Consider the following 16,341-nt stretch of genomic DNA (forward strand, 5'->3'; position numbering starts at 1 on the left):
CGATCGAGCGCGGCAGCGCTGACCCTGGAGGCGCGACGGTTACCGCTCAATACAGCACGCGCACCCGCAGCGTGCCGTCGATCGCCGCCATCGCATCGCGCAGGCTGGCGGTCTGTTCCTCGTCGGCGGTGACATCGATGACCACGTAACCGACCTTCGGGTCGGTGCGCAGGAACTGGCCGTCGATGTTGATGCCGCGGTCGCGGAAGATGTCATTGATCTGCGACAGCACGCCCGGCACGTTGCGGTGGATGTGCAGGATGCGGCGGCTGCCGTCGTGGCCGGGCAGGGTGACCTCGGGGAAGTTCACCGACGACAGCGTGCTGCCGTTGTCGCTGTAGCGCACCAGCTTGGCCGCCACTTCGATGCCGATGTTGTCCTGCGCTTCCAGCGTGCTGCCGCCGACGTGCGGCGTGAGGATGACGTTGTCCAGGCCCCGCAGCGGCGACTCGAACGACTCGGCGTTGCCTTTCGGCTCCACCGGGAACACATCCACCGCGGCGCCGCCCACGGCGCCGGCCTTCAGGGCGGTGGCCAGTGCGTCGATGTCGACCACGGTGCCGCGCGAGGCGTTGATCAGGTGCGCGCCCGGCTTCATCGCCGCGATCTGCGCCTGGCCGAACATGCCCTGGGTTGCCGGCGTTTCAGGCACGTGCAGCGTCACCACGTCGCTCTGGGCCAGCAGGTCGTCCAGGCTCACGGCGGCGCGGGCATTGCCCAGCGAGAGCTTGGTTTCGATGTCGTGGAAGAGCACATGCATGCCCAGCGCTTCGGCAAGCACGCCGACCTGCGTGCCGATGTGGCCGTACCCGATGATGCCCAGCGTCTTGCCGCGGACTTCATGGCTGCCGGCGGCCGACTTGCTCCAGCCACCACGGTGGCACTCGGCATTCTTCTGCGGGATGCCGCGCATCAGCAGGATGGCCTGGGCGATCACCAGCTCGGCGACGCTGCGCGTGTTGGAGTAGGGCGCGTTGAACACGGGAATGCCGGCCAGCTCCGCCGCGTCCAGGTCGACCTGGTTGGTGCCGATGCAGAAACATCCCACCGCGATCAGGCGGCGCGCCTGCGCCAGGACGTCATCGGTCAGGTGGGTGCGCGAGCGGATGCCGACGATGTGCGCGTCGGCGATGCGCCGCTTCAGCTCGTCTTCCGGCAGCGATTTTTCGTGGAACTCGATCTGGGTGTAGCCCGCCGCGCGGAACGTTTCGACCGCCGTCTGGCTCACCCCTTCCAGCAACAGCACGCGGATGTCCTGCTTCGGGTACGAGGTCTTCTTGATCGACATTGCCGGAAAGGTCGCAGCGGAGGGGAAAGGGCCGCCACTATGCCAGATGGGCGGCATCGATGGTGCGGCGCGCCATGGAACGTCTGGTTGCGGTTTTCCGCGTGGTTGCGGCTGAAACCAAGGTCCGTCTCGGCTGGACGCCACCGCGCATCGCTGGCACGCTGGGCGCCCCCGAAAGTCCTGCCCCCGCAATGAGCGATCCGCGCCTGGAAGCCCTGCAGCACGCCGTTCCGGCGCTGCGATTGAAGAACGATGCCGCCGACCTGGAGCACTACGGTCGCGACTGGACCCGCCGCTGGACGCCGTCGCCGCTGGCGATCGCATTGCCGGCGACGGTCGAGGAGGTCCAGGCTGTCGTGCGTTGGGCGAACCAGCACCGCATCGCCGTCGTCCCGTCGGGCGGACGCACGGGCCTGTCCGGAGGTGCCGTCGCCGCGGACGGCGAACTGGTGCTGAGCCTTGAGCGCATGAACCAGGCGCTGGACTTCAATAAGGTCGACCGCACGCTGACCGTGCAGGCCGGCATGCCGCTGGAAGCCGTGCACAACGCGGCGCGCGAGCACGGTCTTGTATATCCCGTGGATTTCGCCGCGCGTGGCTCCTGCGCCATCGGTGGCAACATCGCGACGAACGCGGGCGGCATCCGGGTGATCCGCTATGGCAACACGCGCGAATGGATCGCCGGCCTGAAGGTCGTCACCGGCACCGGCGATGTCCTGGAACTCAACAAGGCGCTGATCAAGAACTCCAGCGGCTACGACCTGCGCCATCTGTTCATCGGCTCGGAAGGCACCCTGGGCATCGTCGTCGAGGCCACCGTCCGGCTGACCGATCCGCCGCCGCCGACCAACGTCATGCTGCTGGCGCTGCCGTCGTTCGAGGTGCTCATGCAGGTCTTCGCCGCCTTCCGCGAGCGCCTGCAACTGGAAGCGTTCGAGTTCTTCACCGATCGCGCGCTGCACCATGTACTGGCGCACGGCGCGCAGAAGCCGTTCGACGAGAGCCATCCGTACTACGTGGTCACCGAATTCGCGATCGGAGACGAGGCGAGGGAAGCGGCGGCGATGGCGGCCTTCGAGGCCTGCATGGAGCAGGGCTGGGTCAGCGATGGCGTGATCAGCCAGTCCGACGCGCAGGCCGCGCAACTGTGGCGCTTGCGCGAGGGCATTACGGAGGCCTTGGCCCGCTACGTGCCGTACAAGAACGATGTGTCCGTTCGCATCTCCGCCATGCCGGCCTTCCTGGCCGAGACCCAGGCCTTGCTGGGCCAGGCCTATCCGCAGTTCGAGGTGGTCTGGTTCGGCCACATCGGCGACGGCAACCTGCACATCAACGTGTTGAAGCCGGACGGCATGGAGAACGCGGAATTCGTCACCCAGTGCGAGCAGGTCACCAAGGTGCTGGCGGCCTCGCTGAAGCGGCATGACGGCAGCATTTCGGCCGAGCACGGCATCGGCCTGGTCAAGAAGGGCTACCTGGAAAGCACGCGCAGCCCGGAAGAGATCGCCATGATGCGCGGCATCAAGCGGGTGCTGGATCCGAACGGATTGATGAATCCGGGCAAGCTGTTCGACGCGCAAGGGTGATGCGGGTTCATCCGGCACGCGTCGATTGCAGGTAGGCTTTGCGCACCGCGCCGGTGACGGCGTCCCCTCCGGAAACATCCATGTCCCGTTTGATCCTGGCCGGCGTGTTGCTGGCACTTTCCGTCCCGGCCCTGGCCGGCAGCTTCGCCGGCAGCTCTGCGGGCGCCTCGTCCGCCGGTTCGTCGGCATCTTCCGACAGCTCGTCCGGCGACGACAAGATCGTGCTGCAGGCCCGCGAAGACGCAGCCAGCTTCGTCGCCAGCAATGGCCGCATCCGCGGTGCGCAGCTGGAAGCCGCGCTGCGCCACCTGCGCGAGACCGATGAAGCCGCGCGCCGCGCCAGCGACATGCAGCTGGCCCAGGCCATCCTGGCGCGTTGATGTTCTCGCGTCGGCCATGGAGCCGACGCATCGGCGTGGTCCTGGCTTTTGCACTGCTGGGCCACGCGCTTCCTGCCTTCGCCCTTCGCGTCGATCCTGCGGGTCTCGACATGGCCCAGGTCGCGTCCACGCAGGCGCTCGTCGACGATGTACTCGCCCGCTTGCCGCGCAGGTGGCGAGACGGATTGCCGCCAGACCTCATTCTGGGGTGGCGCGCCGATCTTCCGCACGACGTGCAAGGCCGCCGTGTCGGCCACCGGCTGTGGCTCGACCGCGCATTGCTGGATGACGCACGCGTCCCGGCGGCGCGCAAGGCGCTCGTCCACGAACTCGCGCATGCCTATGATCGCACCCATCGCAACGTGTTGTCCGGGGATGCGCGCCTGCGCGAGCTGGCCGGTTGGCAGCGCAGCGTGTTCCGCGTCGCCGGCCGGCGCAGCCGCAACGATTTCACCGCCCGGAGCCCCGATGCCTACGAGCTGACGCGGCCGTCGGAGTTCGTTGCCGTCAATCTCGAACACTTCGTGCTGGACGGCAGTTACGCATGCCGGCGTCCGGCGCTGTACCGGCATTTCGCATCGCATTTCGGCGAGTCGTCCGCGGCGGCCGAATGCGCGCAGGGATTGCCTTTCCTCGAGGCGGATGCGGCGCGCGGCGATGCCTCGCTGCTGGCGCTGGATCCCGCGCGCATCTACGAAGTCGACTACGTGCTGGCCGAGGGCAACAGCGAAGCGATGAGCCGCTGGGGCCACAGCATGCTGCGCCTGGTCGTCTGCGCGCCGGGGCGTGTGCCGGGGCCGGATTGCCGGCTGGACCTTGCCCATCATCGCGTGCTGTCGTTCCGCGCCTTCGTGGGCGACGTGCAGATTTCGAGCTGGCAGGGGCTGACGGGCTCGTATCCGTCGCGCGTATTCCTGCTGCCGCTGGACCAGGTCATCGAGGAATACACGAAGGTCGAACTGCGTGGCCTGCAATCCGTTCCGCTGCGGCTCCAGCGTGACGAGATCGCCTCGCTGCTCGAGCGTGCCGCACAACTCCACTGGAGCTATGACGGGCGCTACTACTTCATCAGCAACAACTGCGCTGTGGAAACCTGGAAGCTGCTGCACGATGGCGTGCCACGACTTGCCGGGGAGCCATTGGCGAGCATCACGCCGACAGGGCTGCTGAGGAAGCTGGAACGGGCGGGCATCGCGGACCGTCGCGTACTGGAGGATGGCGAAAAGGCGCGCCGTCTCGGCTACTACTTCGAACCGATGAGCGCGCGCTACGAAGCGTTGTATTCCGTCGCCCGCCAGGCGCTTGCCCTCCCACACGCCGATGCGCAGGCATGGTTGGCACTCTCGCCGACAGAGCGGGCGCCGTGGCTGTCGCAGGCCGACCTGAAGGCGAGCGCGGCTTTGCTCGTGCTCGAGAACGCCGCGCTGCGCCGCCAGCAGGTGCTGTTGCGCGATGAGCTGAAGCGGCGCTACCTCGGCCGGGACGTGCCTGCCGATGCCGCACACGCCGTGCAGGCGCTGAGAGCGTGGTTGGGCGATACCAGCTTCGTCAGCCAGCCCGCCGAACTCGCGCCGGCAGGGTACGGATTGCCGCAATCGGAGGAACGCGAGCGCATCGCCGTCGAAGCACGGGTGCGTGTCGACAGGCTCCGGGGCGAGGATGCGGTCCTGCGGAAGGACCTGGAGCGCTGGCTTCCCGAAGATCAGCGGGAAGCCCTGCGCGGGATCGAATCGAACGTGGACGCGATCGGTACGCGCCTGCGGGCGTTGGCCGCGGCAGGCGCGCCGTAACCGCGGGTCAGTCCGCGCGGCCGCCGAATTCGCCGGTGGTCGTGTTGACCAGGATGCGTTCGCCGTTGGTGATGTACTCCGGCACCATGATCTCGATGCCGGTATTGAGCTTGGCCGGCTTCGGGCGCTTGGTGGCGGTGCCGCCCTTCAGTTCCGGCGGCGTCTCCACCACTTCCAGCGTCACGTGCTGCGGCAGCTGCAGCGCGACCGGCAGTTCGTCGATCACCTGCACGTAGCAGCCGCTCAGGCCGTCGGTGATGTAGCCGGCGTCGTCGCCGATGACGTTAGCGTCCAGCGTGTACGGCGTGTAGTCCTCGTCGTCGAGGAACACGAACGCATCGCCGTCCTTGTAGGAGTAAGTCGCCTGGCGGCGCAGCAGTTCCACTTCGCTCAGGTTGTCGTCGGCGTCGAAGCTGGCATCCAGCTTGTTGCCGCCCGGCACGCTGTACATGATGAAGCGGAAGCGCACGTTGCCGCCGCGGCCCTGCGGCGAGCTGCGCTCGATGTCGCGGATCTGGTACACGCCGCCGTTGTGTTCGACGACGTTGCCCTTCTTGATGTCAAAAGCCTTCATGGATGAACCGTCAGTAGGAAAGGAAAGAGGAAAGCGATGGCTTACTTCGGCGCCAGCCGCACGGCGCCGTCCAGGCGGATCGTCTCGCCGTTGAGATAGGGATTGCCGAGGATGTAGGCGACCAGGTCGGCGAACTCTTCCGGCTTGCCGAGGCGGGACGGGAAAGGGATCGATGCGCTGAGCGACTGCTGCACCGCCTCCGGCATGCCATCGACCATCGGGGTCCAGAAGATGCCGGGCGCCACGGTCATCACGCGGATGCCGAAGCGCGACAGTTCGCGCGCCATCGGCAGGGTCATGCCGACCACGCCGCCCTTCGAGGCCGAATAGGCCGCCTGGCCGATCTGGCCTTCGTAGGCCGCCACGCTCGCCGTGTTGACGATGATGCCGCGCTCGCCGTCGGCGTTCGGGGTGTTGTGCTGCATCGCGTCCGCGGCCGCCTTGGCCACGTTGAAGCTGCCCACCAGGTTCACCATCACCGTCGCCTGGAAGGTGGACAGCGGCATCGGGGCCTCCTTGCCCAGCACGCGTCCGGCACCGAGGATGCCGGCGCAGTTGATCGCGGCATTCAACCCGCCCAGGAATTCCCGGGCCGCGGCGATGTTCGCCGTGACGCCGGCTTCGTCGGTCACGTCGGTGCGGAAGTAGCGGACGTTGAGGTCGCCCAGTTCGGCGACGGCGGCCGCACCCTTGTCGTCGTTGACGTCGAACAGCGCAGCCTTGCCGCCGTGCTGGACCAGGTGCCGGGCGACGGCCAGTCCCAAGCCGGAAACGCCGCCGGTGATGACGGCACGGGTATCAGAGAGCTGCATGCGACGGACCTGCTGCGGAAAGGCCGGCATTTTACGCGATGGCGGGTGGGGGGTGGCACGACTGGAGTAGCTCGTGTGGGAGCGACGTCAGTCGCGAACCTTTTACGGTAAGCCCCATCGCGACTGGCGTCGCTCCCACAACACGCAGGCGAGCGCCGCTCAGGCGTGCAGCACCCGCTCCAGCGACGCATCGGCAAGGCGGCGGGCGAACTCGTCGGGCGACAGGCCGGGGGCGAACAGGAAGCCCTGGCCGACGGGCACGCCGAGATTCAGCAGGAACTGCCGCTGCGCCTCCGACTCCACGCCCTCGGCGACCAGGCCCAGGCCCAAGCTGCGCGCGATCGCCGAGACCGCCTGGCAGACCGCCACGTCGGACCGGTTGTTCGGCACGCCCTCGGTGAACAGCGGGCTCAGCTTCAGGCCGTGGATCGGCAGGCGGCGCAGGTAGTTCAAGGCGCTGTAGCCTTCGCCGAAATCGTCGATGGTCAGCAGCACGCCCAGCTGGCGAAGGTCGGCGAAGGTGCGCAACGTGGCGGGCGCATCCTCGATCAGCACGCGCTCGGTGAACTCGAGCTCAAGCGCACTGCCGGGCAGGTCGAATTCTTCGAGGATGGTGCGCACGCGCTCTGCGAGGTCGTCGCCGGCGAACTGCCGGTACGACACGTTGACCGCCACCCGTACGATCCCCAGGCCCATGTCGCGCCACGTGGCGACCTGGCGGCAGGCTTCGCGCAGCACCCAGCTGCCGATGCGCACGATGTCGCCGGTGGTTTCGGCGTGGCTGATGAACACGTCCGGGCGCAGCTCGCCCAGTTGGTGGTTCTGCCAGCGGATCAGCGCTTCGCCGGCGATGATGCGGCCGTTGCGCAGGTCGACTTGCGGCTGGTACACGAGGCGGAATTCCTCGTTGTCCACGGCGCGGCGCAGTTGCGTCTCAATCTGCAGGCGGTCCTGTTGCCGCTGCGCCAGCTCCTGGGTGAAGCTCTGCCAGCCGTTGCGCGCGCGATGCTTGCTGTCGTACATCGCGATGTCGGCGTTCTGGATCAGCTGCTGCGGACGCAGGCCATCGCCCGGCGCGATCGCCAGGCCGATGCTGGCGGTGATGGCGAATTCGTCCTTGCCGAAGCGGAAGGCGTCGGCGAAGGCGCCGAGCACGGCATGTGCCATCGTTTCGGGCAGGTGCGGGTCGTCGCCGGCATCGCAGATCACCAGGAACTCGTCGCCGCCGAAGCGGGCGATCATGCCGTCGGTGCCGACCGCGCCGCGGATGCGGTCGGACGCCTGCACCAGCAGTTCGTCGCCGGCGTTGTGGCCCAGCACGTCGTTGACCATCTTGAAGCGGTCCAGGTCGATGTACAGCACCGCAACGCGCGCGCGCTCCGGATCGGCCAGCCGCGCGCCCAGCTCGGTTAGCACGGCATCGCGGTTCATCAGCCCGGTCAGCGGGTCGGTGCGCGCCTGGATGCGCAGCATCTCCTCGGCCTGCTTGTCCTGAGAGATGTCCTGCATGGTGCCGGTGATGCGGGATGCGCCGGGATCGCCGGGTTCGGCGTCGCCGATCACGCGGATCCAGAACGGGTGGCCGTCGGCCTGCGTGCCTTGCAGTTCCAGGTCGAACCCCTGGCCGCCGGCGGTGATCAGGTCCAGCGCGCTGCGCAGGCGGCGGCGGTCGGTCTCGCGCAGGCACGACAGCATGTCGGCGAGCGTGACCAGCGGGCGTGCCGCACCGAGGATGCGCTGGGCCTCGTCGGTCAGGTACATCCGGTCGCGTCCCAGGTCCCATTCCCAGCCGCCGATGTGCGCCAGCGACTGCGCGCGGTCGAACAGCGCGCTGTCGCGCTTGAGCTCGGTGACATCGCTGAACAGCGTGCTCACCTGCGACGGCACGCTGGCGCCCGGTGCGAACTGCGGCACCGACGTGGCGGTGAGCCACAGCAGCTGCTTCTTCTCGCGGTGGTAGAGCCCCAGCAGTACGCTCTCGATCATCTGGCCGGAGTCGAGCGCGCGTTGGGCCGGCAGTTCATGGCGCGCCATCTCGCGGCCGTGTTCGTCGACGATATGCCAGCGGCCGAGCGCCAGTTCCTGGTCCGCGCGCTGGTCTTCGCGGATGCCGAAGATGCGCATCGCCGCACCGTTGCAGTACTGCACTTCCATGTCGCGGTTGTGCACCACGATGCCCTTGTCGATCGTCTCCATCAGCTCGCGGTAGCGCATTTCCGCCAGCCGGCGGCTACTGATGTCGCGCGCGACGGCGACGATGCTCTTGCGCCCGTCGAAGTTGATGTTGGCCGAGTGCACTTCGACCGGGAACCGCGTCCCGTCACCGCGCATGTTGGTGACCTCGATCACGTAGGTCTCGCCGCGGTTGAGCGTCTCCCAGACGGGCACCAGGTGGTCGCGCGGCAGGTCGGGATTGAGCACGTTGATGTTGCGGCCGACGATCTCTTCGCGTGGCCGTTTGTACGCCAGCATGCCGGCCTGGTTGAGGTCCAGGATGGTGCCGTCCTCGGCGATGATGCTGACCGGGTCGGGTACGGCGTCGAACAGGTTGCGATAGCGCGAGCGTTCCGTCTCCGCGTCGTGCTGCTTGGCCAGCAGTGCGTCGCGCGCCTGGCGCAACAGATCGGCGTGCGGGCCGTCGGCCGCGGCCGCGCGTTCGAGTGCGGCGGCCAGCGCCATCACGTCGACGTCGCTGGCGCGGCTCTGGTTCATGCCGCGGCCAATGCCTTGCCGACGCGGCTGCCGGTTTCGCGTCCCAGACGGCTCGCCAGCCAGCGGCCCGTCTCCGCCAGCAGGTCCAGATCGACGCCGGTGCGCATGCCCAGGCCGTGCAGCAGATAGATCACGTCCTCGCTGGCGACGTTGCCGCTGGCGCCCTTGGCATACGGGCAACCGCCGGCGCCAGAGACGGCAGAATCGACCACGCGTATGCCCACCTCCAGGCAGGCCAGGATGTTCGCCAGCGCCTGGCCGTAGGTGTCGTGGAAATGCACGGCCAGCGCGGAGAGCGGGACTTCTGCAGCGACAGCCTTGAGCATGTCGGCGGCCTTGCGCGGCGTGCCGACGCCGATGGTGTCGCCCAGCGAGATTTCGTAGCAGCCCATCGCATGCAACTGACGCGCCACGCGCACCACGTCGGCCACAGGCACGTCGCCTTGGTACGGGCAGCCGAGCACGGTGGAGACGTAGCCGCGCACCTTGATGCCATCGGCGGCGGCACGTTCAAGCACCGGGCGGAACCGTTCGATGGACTCATCGATGGAGGCGTTGATGTTCTTCCGGTTGAAGGCCTCGGAGGCGGCCGTGAACACCGCGACTTCGTCCACGCCGACGGCGCGGGCGCGGTCGTAGCCGGTTTCGTTCGGCACCAGCACCGGGTACGCCGTGCCCGGGCGTCGCTGGATGGCGGTGAAGACCTCGGCGGCGTCGGCCAGCTGCGGCACCCATTTCGGGCTGACGAAACTGGTCGCCTCGATGCTGGGCAGGCCGGTGCGCGACAGCCGGTCGATCAACTCCACCTTGTCCGCGGTGGCCACGAGGGTCTTCTCGTTCTGCAGGCCATCGCGTGGACCGACTTCGACGATGCGGACGAAATCCGCGGGGGCGGGCAGGGTGTCCATCACCGCTTCCCGTCCTTCGCACGGCGCATGCGCAGCGTCTTGTCGCGCCCGTCGAAGGCGTCGAACAGGGCGGGCTCGTCCGTCAGCAGCTTGCGAAGTTGCTCGGGCCTGCCTTCGAACACATACGTGCTGGCGTCGGCCTCGCGCGGCTTCAGCGAACCCTGCTGCACGCGTTGCATGATGTCCACCGTGTCGAGCATCGCGATCTGCAGCGTATCGTTGCGGATGCGGTATTTCAGCAGCGTGACGGCTCCGGGCGGCATGCCTTTCGGGATCGGTGGCGCGGCGGCCTTGCCGGTACCGAACAGGCCTTCCAGTTCGCGATAGCCGAGGGCGAGGTAACGCTGGCCGTCCAGTTCGAACCCGAGTGCGGTGAACTGCGGCGCATCGGTGCGCGCTTCGTCGTGCAGGCGCACGCGGCACGTGGCGTCGACGTCGGCGTAGTCGTCCTTGCCCAACGGCACCCGGTCCTGCGGGCTGTCCGGCAACGGGATCCAGCGACCGACCAGCGCGGGGTCGCAGGCGAGGGGCGCCGGCGGCTGTTCGAACATCACGCAGCCGCCCAGCGTGCAGGCCACCAGCAGCACGAAGGCGACACGCGACGATGACGGCCGGGCGAACCTCACTCGAGCGCCACCAGGACGGTATCGGCCTCGACGAAGTCGCCGGCGGCCACCCGCAGTTCCGCGACCACGCCGGCACGCGGCGCCTTGACGGCCAGCTCCATCTTCATAGCTTCCATCACCAGCAGTTCCTGTCCTGCTTCCACGTTGTCCCCCGCCTTCGCCTTGACGACCACCACGCGACCCGGCATCGGCGCAATGATGCGGCCGTCCCCGCCACTGTCGCCGCCGGACACGCGCCGGTACGCCGGCAGCGTCTCCAGCATGGCGCGGCGCTCCCCGTCGTGCAGGGTGACGCGGCTGCCGTGGCGGTGGACGCGGAAGCGCCGGGCCTCATCATGGATACGCAACTCGAGCAGCCCAGCGGTCAGGCGCGCCCCCTCCACCGGGTAGCTCGCTCCCTCGATATCCACGGCGTAGCGCCCCGCATGACCGTGGGCCAGCACGTCCCAGCGCTGGTCGCGGTGCAGGAAGGCCAGGGGTCGACGCCCGGCATGCCCCAGCCGCCAGCCGTCGGCGATGGCCCACGGCGAGCCCGGATCCGTGGAGACGGCGCCTGCACCGCGCGCCGACGCTTCCTGTTCCAGCAGCACGGCCACGGCCGCGCCCACCTGCTGGTCGTGCGCCAGCGTGGCGGCGGGCATGAACTCTTCCAGGTGACGGTCGAGGTAGCCGGTGTCGATGCGGCCCTCGACGACGGCCGGGTGGCGCGCCAGCCGTTCGAGGAAGCCGATGTTCGACTTCGGCCCCACCATGTCGCAGTCGGCCAGCGCATCGCGCAGGCGGGCAAGTGCGGTCGGCCGATCCTCGCCCCAGACGATCAGCTTGGCGATCATCGGATCGTAGAAGATGGTGACCAGGTCGCCTGCCACCACGCCGCCATCGATGCGCACGTGCGGCGACGGCGTCGGCAGCACCAGCGACTCCAGCCGTCCCGATCCCGGCAGGAAACCGGCTTCCGGATCCTCCGCATACAGGCGGACTTCGATGGCATGGCCCCGCTGCACGATGGCGTCCTGCGCCAGCGGCAACGGCTCGCCGGCCGCCACGCGCAGCTGCCATTCCACCAGGTCCAGCCCGGTGACCAGCTCGGTGACCGGATGCTCCACCTGCAGGCGCGTGTTGATCTCCATGAAATAGAACCGGCCGTCGGGATCGACGATGAATTCCACCGTGCCGGCGTTGGCGTAGTCGATGGCCTGCGCTGCCTTCACGGCGGCGTCGCCCATGGCGGTGCGCAGGGCGGGCGTGAGGAACGGCGATGGCGATTCCTCCAGCACCTTCTGGTAGCGGCGCTGCGCCGAGCACTCGCGCTCGTTGAGGTGCAGCGTGTGGCCATGCGTGTCGGCGAACACCTGGATCTCGATGTGGCGCGGCGACTGCACGTAGCGCTCCAGCAGCACGCGGTCGCGACCAAACGCGTTGGCGGCTTCGCGCTGGCAGCTCTCGAGCTGCGCGATGAAGTCTTCCAGCCGATGCACGACGCGCATACCCTTGCCGCCGCCGCCGTGCGCCGCCTTGATCATCAGCGGAAAGCCGATGCGCGCGGCTTCGCGCGACAAGGTGTTCGGTGACTGGTCCTCGCCCGTGTAGCCAGGGACGACCGGCACGCTGGCGGCTGCCATCAGCTCTTTCGCGCCGGCCTTGCTGCCCATCTTGCGCATGGACGCACCGGACGGGCCGATGAACGCCATGCCGGCCGCCACGACCGCATCGGCGAAGTCGGCGTTCTCCGACAGGAATCCGTAGCCCGGATGGATGGCTTCGGCGCCGGTCCGCTTCGCAGCCTCGATGATGGCGTCGCCCCGAAGGTAGCTGTCGGCCGGACGCGGCCCGCCGATCAGTACCGCCTCGTCCGCCTGGCGGACGTGCTGCGCGTCAGCATCGGCCTCGGAATAGACCGCCACGGTGCGGATGCCGAGCCGGCGGCAGGTGCGGATGACGCGGCAGGCGATTTCGCCACGGTTGGCGATCAGGATCTTGGAGAACATCAGGCGTCGGTATCCGCAGGCAAGTGGCACACCGCTTCGATGTTGTGCCCGTCCGGGTCGATGGCGAAGGCGCCGTAATAGGTGGGGTGGTAGTGGGCGCGCAGGCCTGGCGCGCCGTTGTCGCGTGCGCCGGCGGCCAGCGCCGCTTCGTGGAACGCATCGACCTGCGCGCGGCTGCCCGCGGTGAAGGCGATATGCGAGCCGCGACCGGGCGCACCGCTGCCCGTGCCGACCCAGAAATGCGGGCGACCTGGCGGGCCGAAACCGCAGCCCTGATAACGACCGGTCATTTCGCGCGTCACCTCCATGACGATGCCATAGCCCAGCGGCGCGAGCACGCGCTCGTAGAACGCACGGCTGCGCGCGTAGTCCGCGACTTCGATTCCCAGATGGTCGATCATCGATTCAATCCTTCGCCCAGCGGGGCGCACGCTTGTCGAGGAAGGCGGACAGGCCTTCCTGGCCTTCCTCCGAAACCCGCAGCGCGGCGATGAGGTCGGCATTGTCGGCATCCAGCCGGTCGCGGTCCACGCCGCTCGCGACGCGCGCCACCAGGCGTTTCGCAGACGCGGCCGCATGCGGGCCGGCCATCAGCAGCCACGAGACCTGCCGCTCCACGGCGGCATCCAGCGCATCGGCGGCCACCACCTCGTGCAGCAGCCCGATCCGCAACGCGGTGGCGGCATCGAAGACCTCAGCGGTGGCGAACCAGCGCCTGGCCTCGCGTTGGCCGATCGCCGCGATGACATACGGGGAAATCACCGCCGGCAGCAGGCCCAGCTTGCTTTCGGTGAGGCCGAACTTCGCCTCCGGCACACCGATGGCGATATCGCAGCAGGCCACCAGGCCGACGCCACCACCGAACGCAGCGCCCTGAACGCGCGCCACGGTGGGTTTCGGCAGTTCGTCCAGCGTGCGCATCAGCCGGGCGAGTGCGAGGGCGTCGTCGCGGTTCTCCGCCTCGCTGGCCGAGGCCATGCCGCGCATCCAGTTCAGGTCGGCGCCGGCCGAAAAGGACGCGCCACTGCCTTCCAGTACCACCACCCTGACGGTGGCGTCGCGGGCGATCTGCTCCAGGGCCGCCGTCAGCGCGGCGATGAGGCCGGCGTCGAAAGCGTTGTGGAGGGTGGGGCGGTCCAGCCGCAGGCGCACCACGGCGCCGGTGCGGGTCACTGCCAGAGGGTGTATCTGCGGTGATACCGCCATGCCTGCCATTCCGTGCTGGGTCGCCGAATGATAGCGGCACAGTCCGTTGCGGCCGTCGTGCAGTGCGGCGGTGCTACAATGAGAACAATTCGCATTTGAGGGCTTTGCGTGATCCTGACCGAACTCCCCTGGCGCACCCCCGCCATCGTCGACGCCGTCGAGGACCACGGTCCGCAGGACACCATTGCCCGCCGCCTGCGCGAACTGGGCTTCGTCAACGGCGAGGAAGTCGAAGTGGTCGCGAAAGGTCCGTTCGGCGCCGAGCCGCTGCTCGTGCAGGTCGGGTTTACCCGGTTCGCACTGCGCCGTTCCGAAGCCGCGCGCGTGCGCCTGCGCAACGGAGGCGCGACGTGAGCGCGGCCGAAGCATCGACGTTGCGGCTGGCGCTGGTCGGCAACCCGAACTGCGGCAAGACGGCGCTGTTCAACCAGTTGACCGGCAGCCGGCAGAAGGTGGCGAACTACGCCGGCGTGACGGTGGAGCGCAAGGAAGGGCGGCTGCATTCCGCCGGCTCCGGCCGCAGCTACGCGGTGCTGGACTTGCCGGGCGCGTACAGCCTGCACGCCGCCAGCCTGGACGAGGCGGTCACGCGCGATGTCTGCCGCGGCTTCTATCCCGGCGAATCCGCCCCCGATGTGCTGGTCTGTGTCGTGGATGCCACCAACCTGCGCCTGCACCTGCGCTTCGCGCTGGAAGTGCGTGAACTCGGCAAGCCGATGATCCTCGCGGTCAACATGATGGACGCCGCCCAGCGACGCGGGATCACCATCGACCTGGCGGCGTTGGAGCGGGAGCTCGGCGTGCCCGTGGTCGAAACGATCGCGGTCAGGCACGGTGGCGCGCGTGCGCTGGTGGATCGCATCGATGCGGTGGCCGCACATCCGCATGAGCCCCGCCTGCGACTTGGGGAAGGTGCAGACCTGCACGCGGAAACGCGCCGCCTGCTGTCGCTGGCGGTGAGCATGCCCACGCGCACGGGCAGGATCGAGGACGCGCTGGACCGCTGGCTGCTGCATCCGGTATTCGGGCTGCTGGCGCTGGCGGTGGTGATGTTCCTGATCTTCCAGGCGGTATACGCCTGGGCCACGCCGCTCATGGACCTGATCGAGGCGGGCAGTGGCGCGCTGGGTGCGTGGGTCGGCGGCTTGTTGCCGGAAGGTCCGCTCAACAGTCTGCTGGTCGACGGCGTCATTGCCGGTCTGGGCGGCGTGATCGTGTTCCTGCCGCAGATCCTGATCCTGTTCGCCTTCATCCTGGCGCTGGAAGAAAGCGGCTACCTGCCGCGTGCTGCGTTCCTGCTGGACCGGATGATGGCATCGGCCGGTCTGTCGGGACGTTCCTTCATCCCGCTGCTGTCGAGCTTCGCCTGCGCCATCCCGGGCATCATGGCGACGCGCAGCATCCAGGACCCGCGCGACCGCCTGGCCACGATCCTGGTCGCACCGCTGATGACCTGTTCGGCGCGCCTGCCGGTGTACGCGCTGCTGATCGGCGCGTTCATCCCGCAGAAGACCGTCTGGGGCGTCTTCAACCAGCAGGGTCTGGTGCTGTTCGGCCTGTATGCCGCCGGTATCGCCAGCGCATTGATCGTGTCGTGGGTGATGAAGAAGTGGCGCCGCGACAAGAGCGAGCATGCGCTGCTGCTGGAACTTCCGTCCTACCGCATCCCGCACCCACGCGACCTGATGATCGGTCTGTGGGAGCGGGCGATGATCTTCCTGAAGCGCGTCGGCGGCATCATCCTTGCCTTGACCATCCTGCTGTGGTTCCTCCTGAACTTCCCGGCGGCACCGGCCGACGCGGTGGGGCCGGCCATCGACTACAGCTTCGCGGGACGCATCGGCCATGCCATGGCCGTGTTCTTCGCGCCGCTGGGCTTCAACTGGCAGATCTGCATAGCGCTGATCCCCGGCCTGGCCGCGCGCGAAGTCGCGGTGTCCTCGCTGGCCACGATCTACGCGCTCTCCGCCGCCGACGATGATGCCGCCATCCAGGCGCTGACGCCGGTGATCAGCGACGGCTGGTCGCTCGCGACCGCACTGTCGTTGCTGGTGTGGTTCATCTACGCCCCGATGTGCATTTCGACGTTGGCGACGATCAAGCGCGAGACCAACTCGTGGAAGCAGATGGGTTTCGCGACGTTCTACCTGTTCGCGCTGGCGTATCTGGCGTCGTTGGTGACGTACCAGCTCGCCCGTGCGCTGGGCGCCGGCTGAGCATGGACCTCTCGCTCTCCCTGCAGTACGCCGTCATCGCCATGCTGGTGGTGGCCAGCGCGTGGGTGGTGCTGAAGAAGCAGTTCCCGGGGCCGTTGCGCAGGGCGCGGATCGCACTGGCGCTGCCCCTGTTGCGCGAAGGCAGCCCGAACTGGCGGCAGGCCCTGGGGAGATGGATCGCACCGGCGGGCAGCGTGGTCAACGGCCGGATCGCCGGCAAGGACTGCGGCGGCTGCGACGGGTGTGGTTGAGCGT

Annotated in this window: 15 protein-coding genes; 6 read left to right on the forward strand and 9 right to left on the reverse strand. The window is 68.3% G+C overall.

Translation table 11 applies throughout. From position 1 onward, the window contains the following. Positions 1-46: 46 nt before the first annotated feature. Positions 47-1,288: a phosphoglycerate dehydrogenase gene (gene serA, locus Q0907_RS04900; RefSeq protein ID WP_299342130.1), complete on the reverse strand. Its 1,242-nt coding sequence runs from the start codon at positions 1,286-1,288 to the stop codon at positions 47-49. A gap of 191 nt (positions 1,289-1,479) precedes the next feature. On the opposite strand from serA, the gene Q0907_RS04905 reads away from it, so the two are divergent. The 3 genes from Q0907_RS04905 (at position 1,480) to Q0907_RS04915 (ending at position 5,044) form a co-directional block, all read left to right on the forward strand. Then, positions 1,480-2,874 carry an FAD-binding oxidoreductase gene (locus Q0907_RS04905; protein WP_299342641.1) on the forward strand — a complete coding sequence of 465 codons (1,395 nt, stop codon included), beginning with the start codon at positions 1,480-1,482 and terminating at the stop codon, positions 2,872-2,874. An 80-nt stretch (positions 2,875-2,954) separates the two neighbouring features. After that, positions 2,955-3,254, forward strand: a complete 300-nt coding sequence (locus Q0907_RS04910) for a DUF2388 domain-containing protein (RefSeq protein ID WP_296278336.1) — start codon at positions 2,955-2,957, stop codon at positions 3,252-3,254. Between the two features lie 35 nt (positions 3,255-3,289). Beyond that, a complete protein-coding gene (locus Q0907_RS04915) occupies positions 3,290-5,044 on the forward strand; it encodes a DUF4105 domain-containing protein (protein ID WP_299342133.1) in 1,755 nt (584 codons plus the stop codon). A gap of 7 nt (positions 5,045-5,051) precedes the next feature. Here the strand turns inward: Q0907_RS04915 and yeiP are convergent, their stop codons facing one another. The 8 genes from yeiP to Q0907_RS04955 all read right to left on the reverse strand — a co-directional run bounded on the left by yeiP (position 5,052) and on the right by Q0907_RS04955 (position 13,870). Continuing rightward, positions 5,052-5,618, reverse strand: coding sequence for an elongation factor P-like protein YeiP (yeiP, locus tag Q0907_RS04920; RefSeq protein ID WP_296278334.1), 567 nt, complete (start codon positions 5,616-5,618; stop codon positions 5,052-5,054). 41 nt (positions 5,619-5,659) lie between these two features. Then, entirely contained in the window at positions 5,660-6,430 is a 771-nt protein-coding gene (locus Q0907_RS04925; RefSeq protein WP_296278333.1) for an SDR family NAD(P)-dependent oxidoreductase, read from the reverse strand. 159 nt (positions 6,431-6,589) lie between these two features. After that, positions 6,590-9,142, reverse strand: a complete 2,553-nt coding sequence (locus Q0907_RS04930) for an EAL domain-containing protein (protein WP_299342137.1) — start codon at positions 9,140-9,142, stop codon at positions 6,590-6,592. Then, positions 9,139-10,050 (reverse strand): hydroxymethylglutaryl-CoA lyase, encoded by a 912-nt coding sequence (locus tag Q0907_RS04935; protein WP_299342139.1) that lies wholly within the window; start codon positions 10,048-10,050, stop codon positions 9,139-9,141. The genes Q0907_RS04930 and Q0907_RS04935 overlap by 4 nt, the downstream gene beginning before the upstream one ends. Beyond that, positions 10,050-10,676 (reverse strand): hypothetical protein, encoded by a 627-nt coding sequence (locus tag Q0907_RS04940; RefSeq protein ID WP_299342140.1) that lies wholly within the window; start codon positions 10,674-10,676, stop codon positions 10,050-10,052. The genes Q0907_RS04935 and Q0907_RS04940 overlap by 1 nt, the downstream gene beginning before the upstream one ends. After that, positions 10,673-12,664 carry an acetyl/propionyl/methylcrotonyl-CoA carboxylase subunit alpha gene (locus Q0907_RS04945; protein WP_299342143.1) on the reverse strand — a complete coding sequence of 664 codons (1,992 nt, stop codon included), beginning with the start codon at positions 12,662-12,664 and terminating at the stop codon, positions 10,673-10,675. The genes Q0907_RS04940 and Q0907_RS04945 overlap by 4 nt, the downstream gene beginning before the upstream one ends. Further along, a complete protein-coding gene (locus Q0907_RS04950) occupies positions 12,664-13,065 on the reverse strand; it encodes a VOC family protein (protein ID WP_299342145.1) in 402 nt (133 codons plus the stop codon). The genes Q0907_RS04945 and Q0907_RS04950 overlap by 1 nt, the downstream gene beginning before the upstream one ends. 4 nt (positions 13,066-13,069) lie before the next feature. After that, entirely contained in the window at positions 13,070-13,870 is an 801-nt protein-coding gene (locus Q0907_RS04955) for an enoyl-CoA hydratase-related protein (RefSeq protein ID WP_299342148.1), read from the reverse strand. A gap of 108 nt (positions 13,871-13,978) precedes the next feature. Here Q0907_RS04955 and Q0907_RS04960 point away from each other — a divergent pair, with 108 nt between their 5' ends. The 3 genes from Q0907_RS04960 to Q0907_RS04970 are packed head-to-tail and all read left to right on the forward strand — an operon-like array spanning position 13,979 to position 16,337. Continuing rightward, on the forward strand, positions 13,979-14,224 hold the full coding sequence (locus tag Q0907_RS04960; protein ID WP_299342150.1) for a FeoA family protein: 246 nt from the start codon (positions 13,979-13,981) through the stop codon (positions 14,222-14,224). Next, entirely contained in the window at positions 14,221-16,086 is a 1,866-nt protein-coding gene (locus Q0907_RS04965; RefSeq protein ID WP_299342152.1) for a ferrous iron transporter B, read from the forward strand. Before Q0907_RS04960 ends, Q0907_RS04965 begins: the two co-directional genes overlap by 4 nt. Before the next feature lie 2 nt (positions 16,087-16,088). Next, the gene (locus tag Q0907_RS04970) at positions 16,089-16,337 is read left to right on the forward strand and encodes a DUF6587 family protein (RefSeq protein WP_299342154.1); all 249 of its coding nucleotides are present in this window, start codon (positions 16,089-16,091) and stop codon (positions 16,335-16,337) included. Positions 16,338-16,341: the final 4 nt, after the last annotated feature.

The organism is uncultured Pseudoxanthomonas sp. (assembly GCF_947498795.1).
GTDB lineage: Bacteria > Pseudomonadota > Gammaproteobacteria > Xanthomonadales > Xanthomonadaceae > Pseudoxanthomonas_A.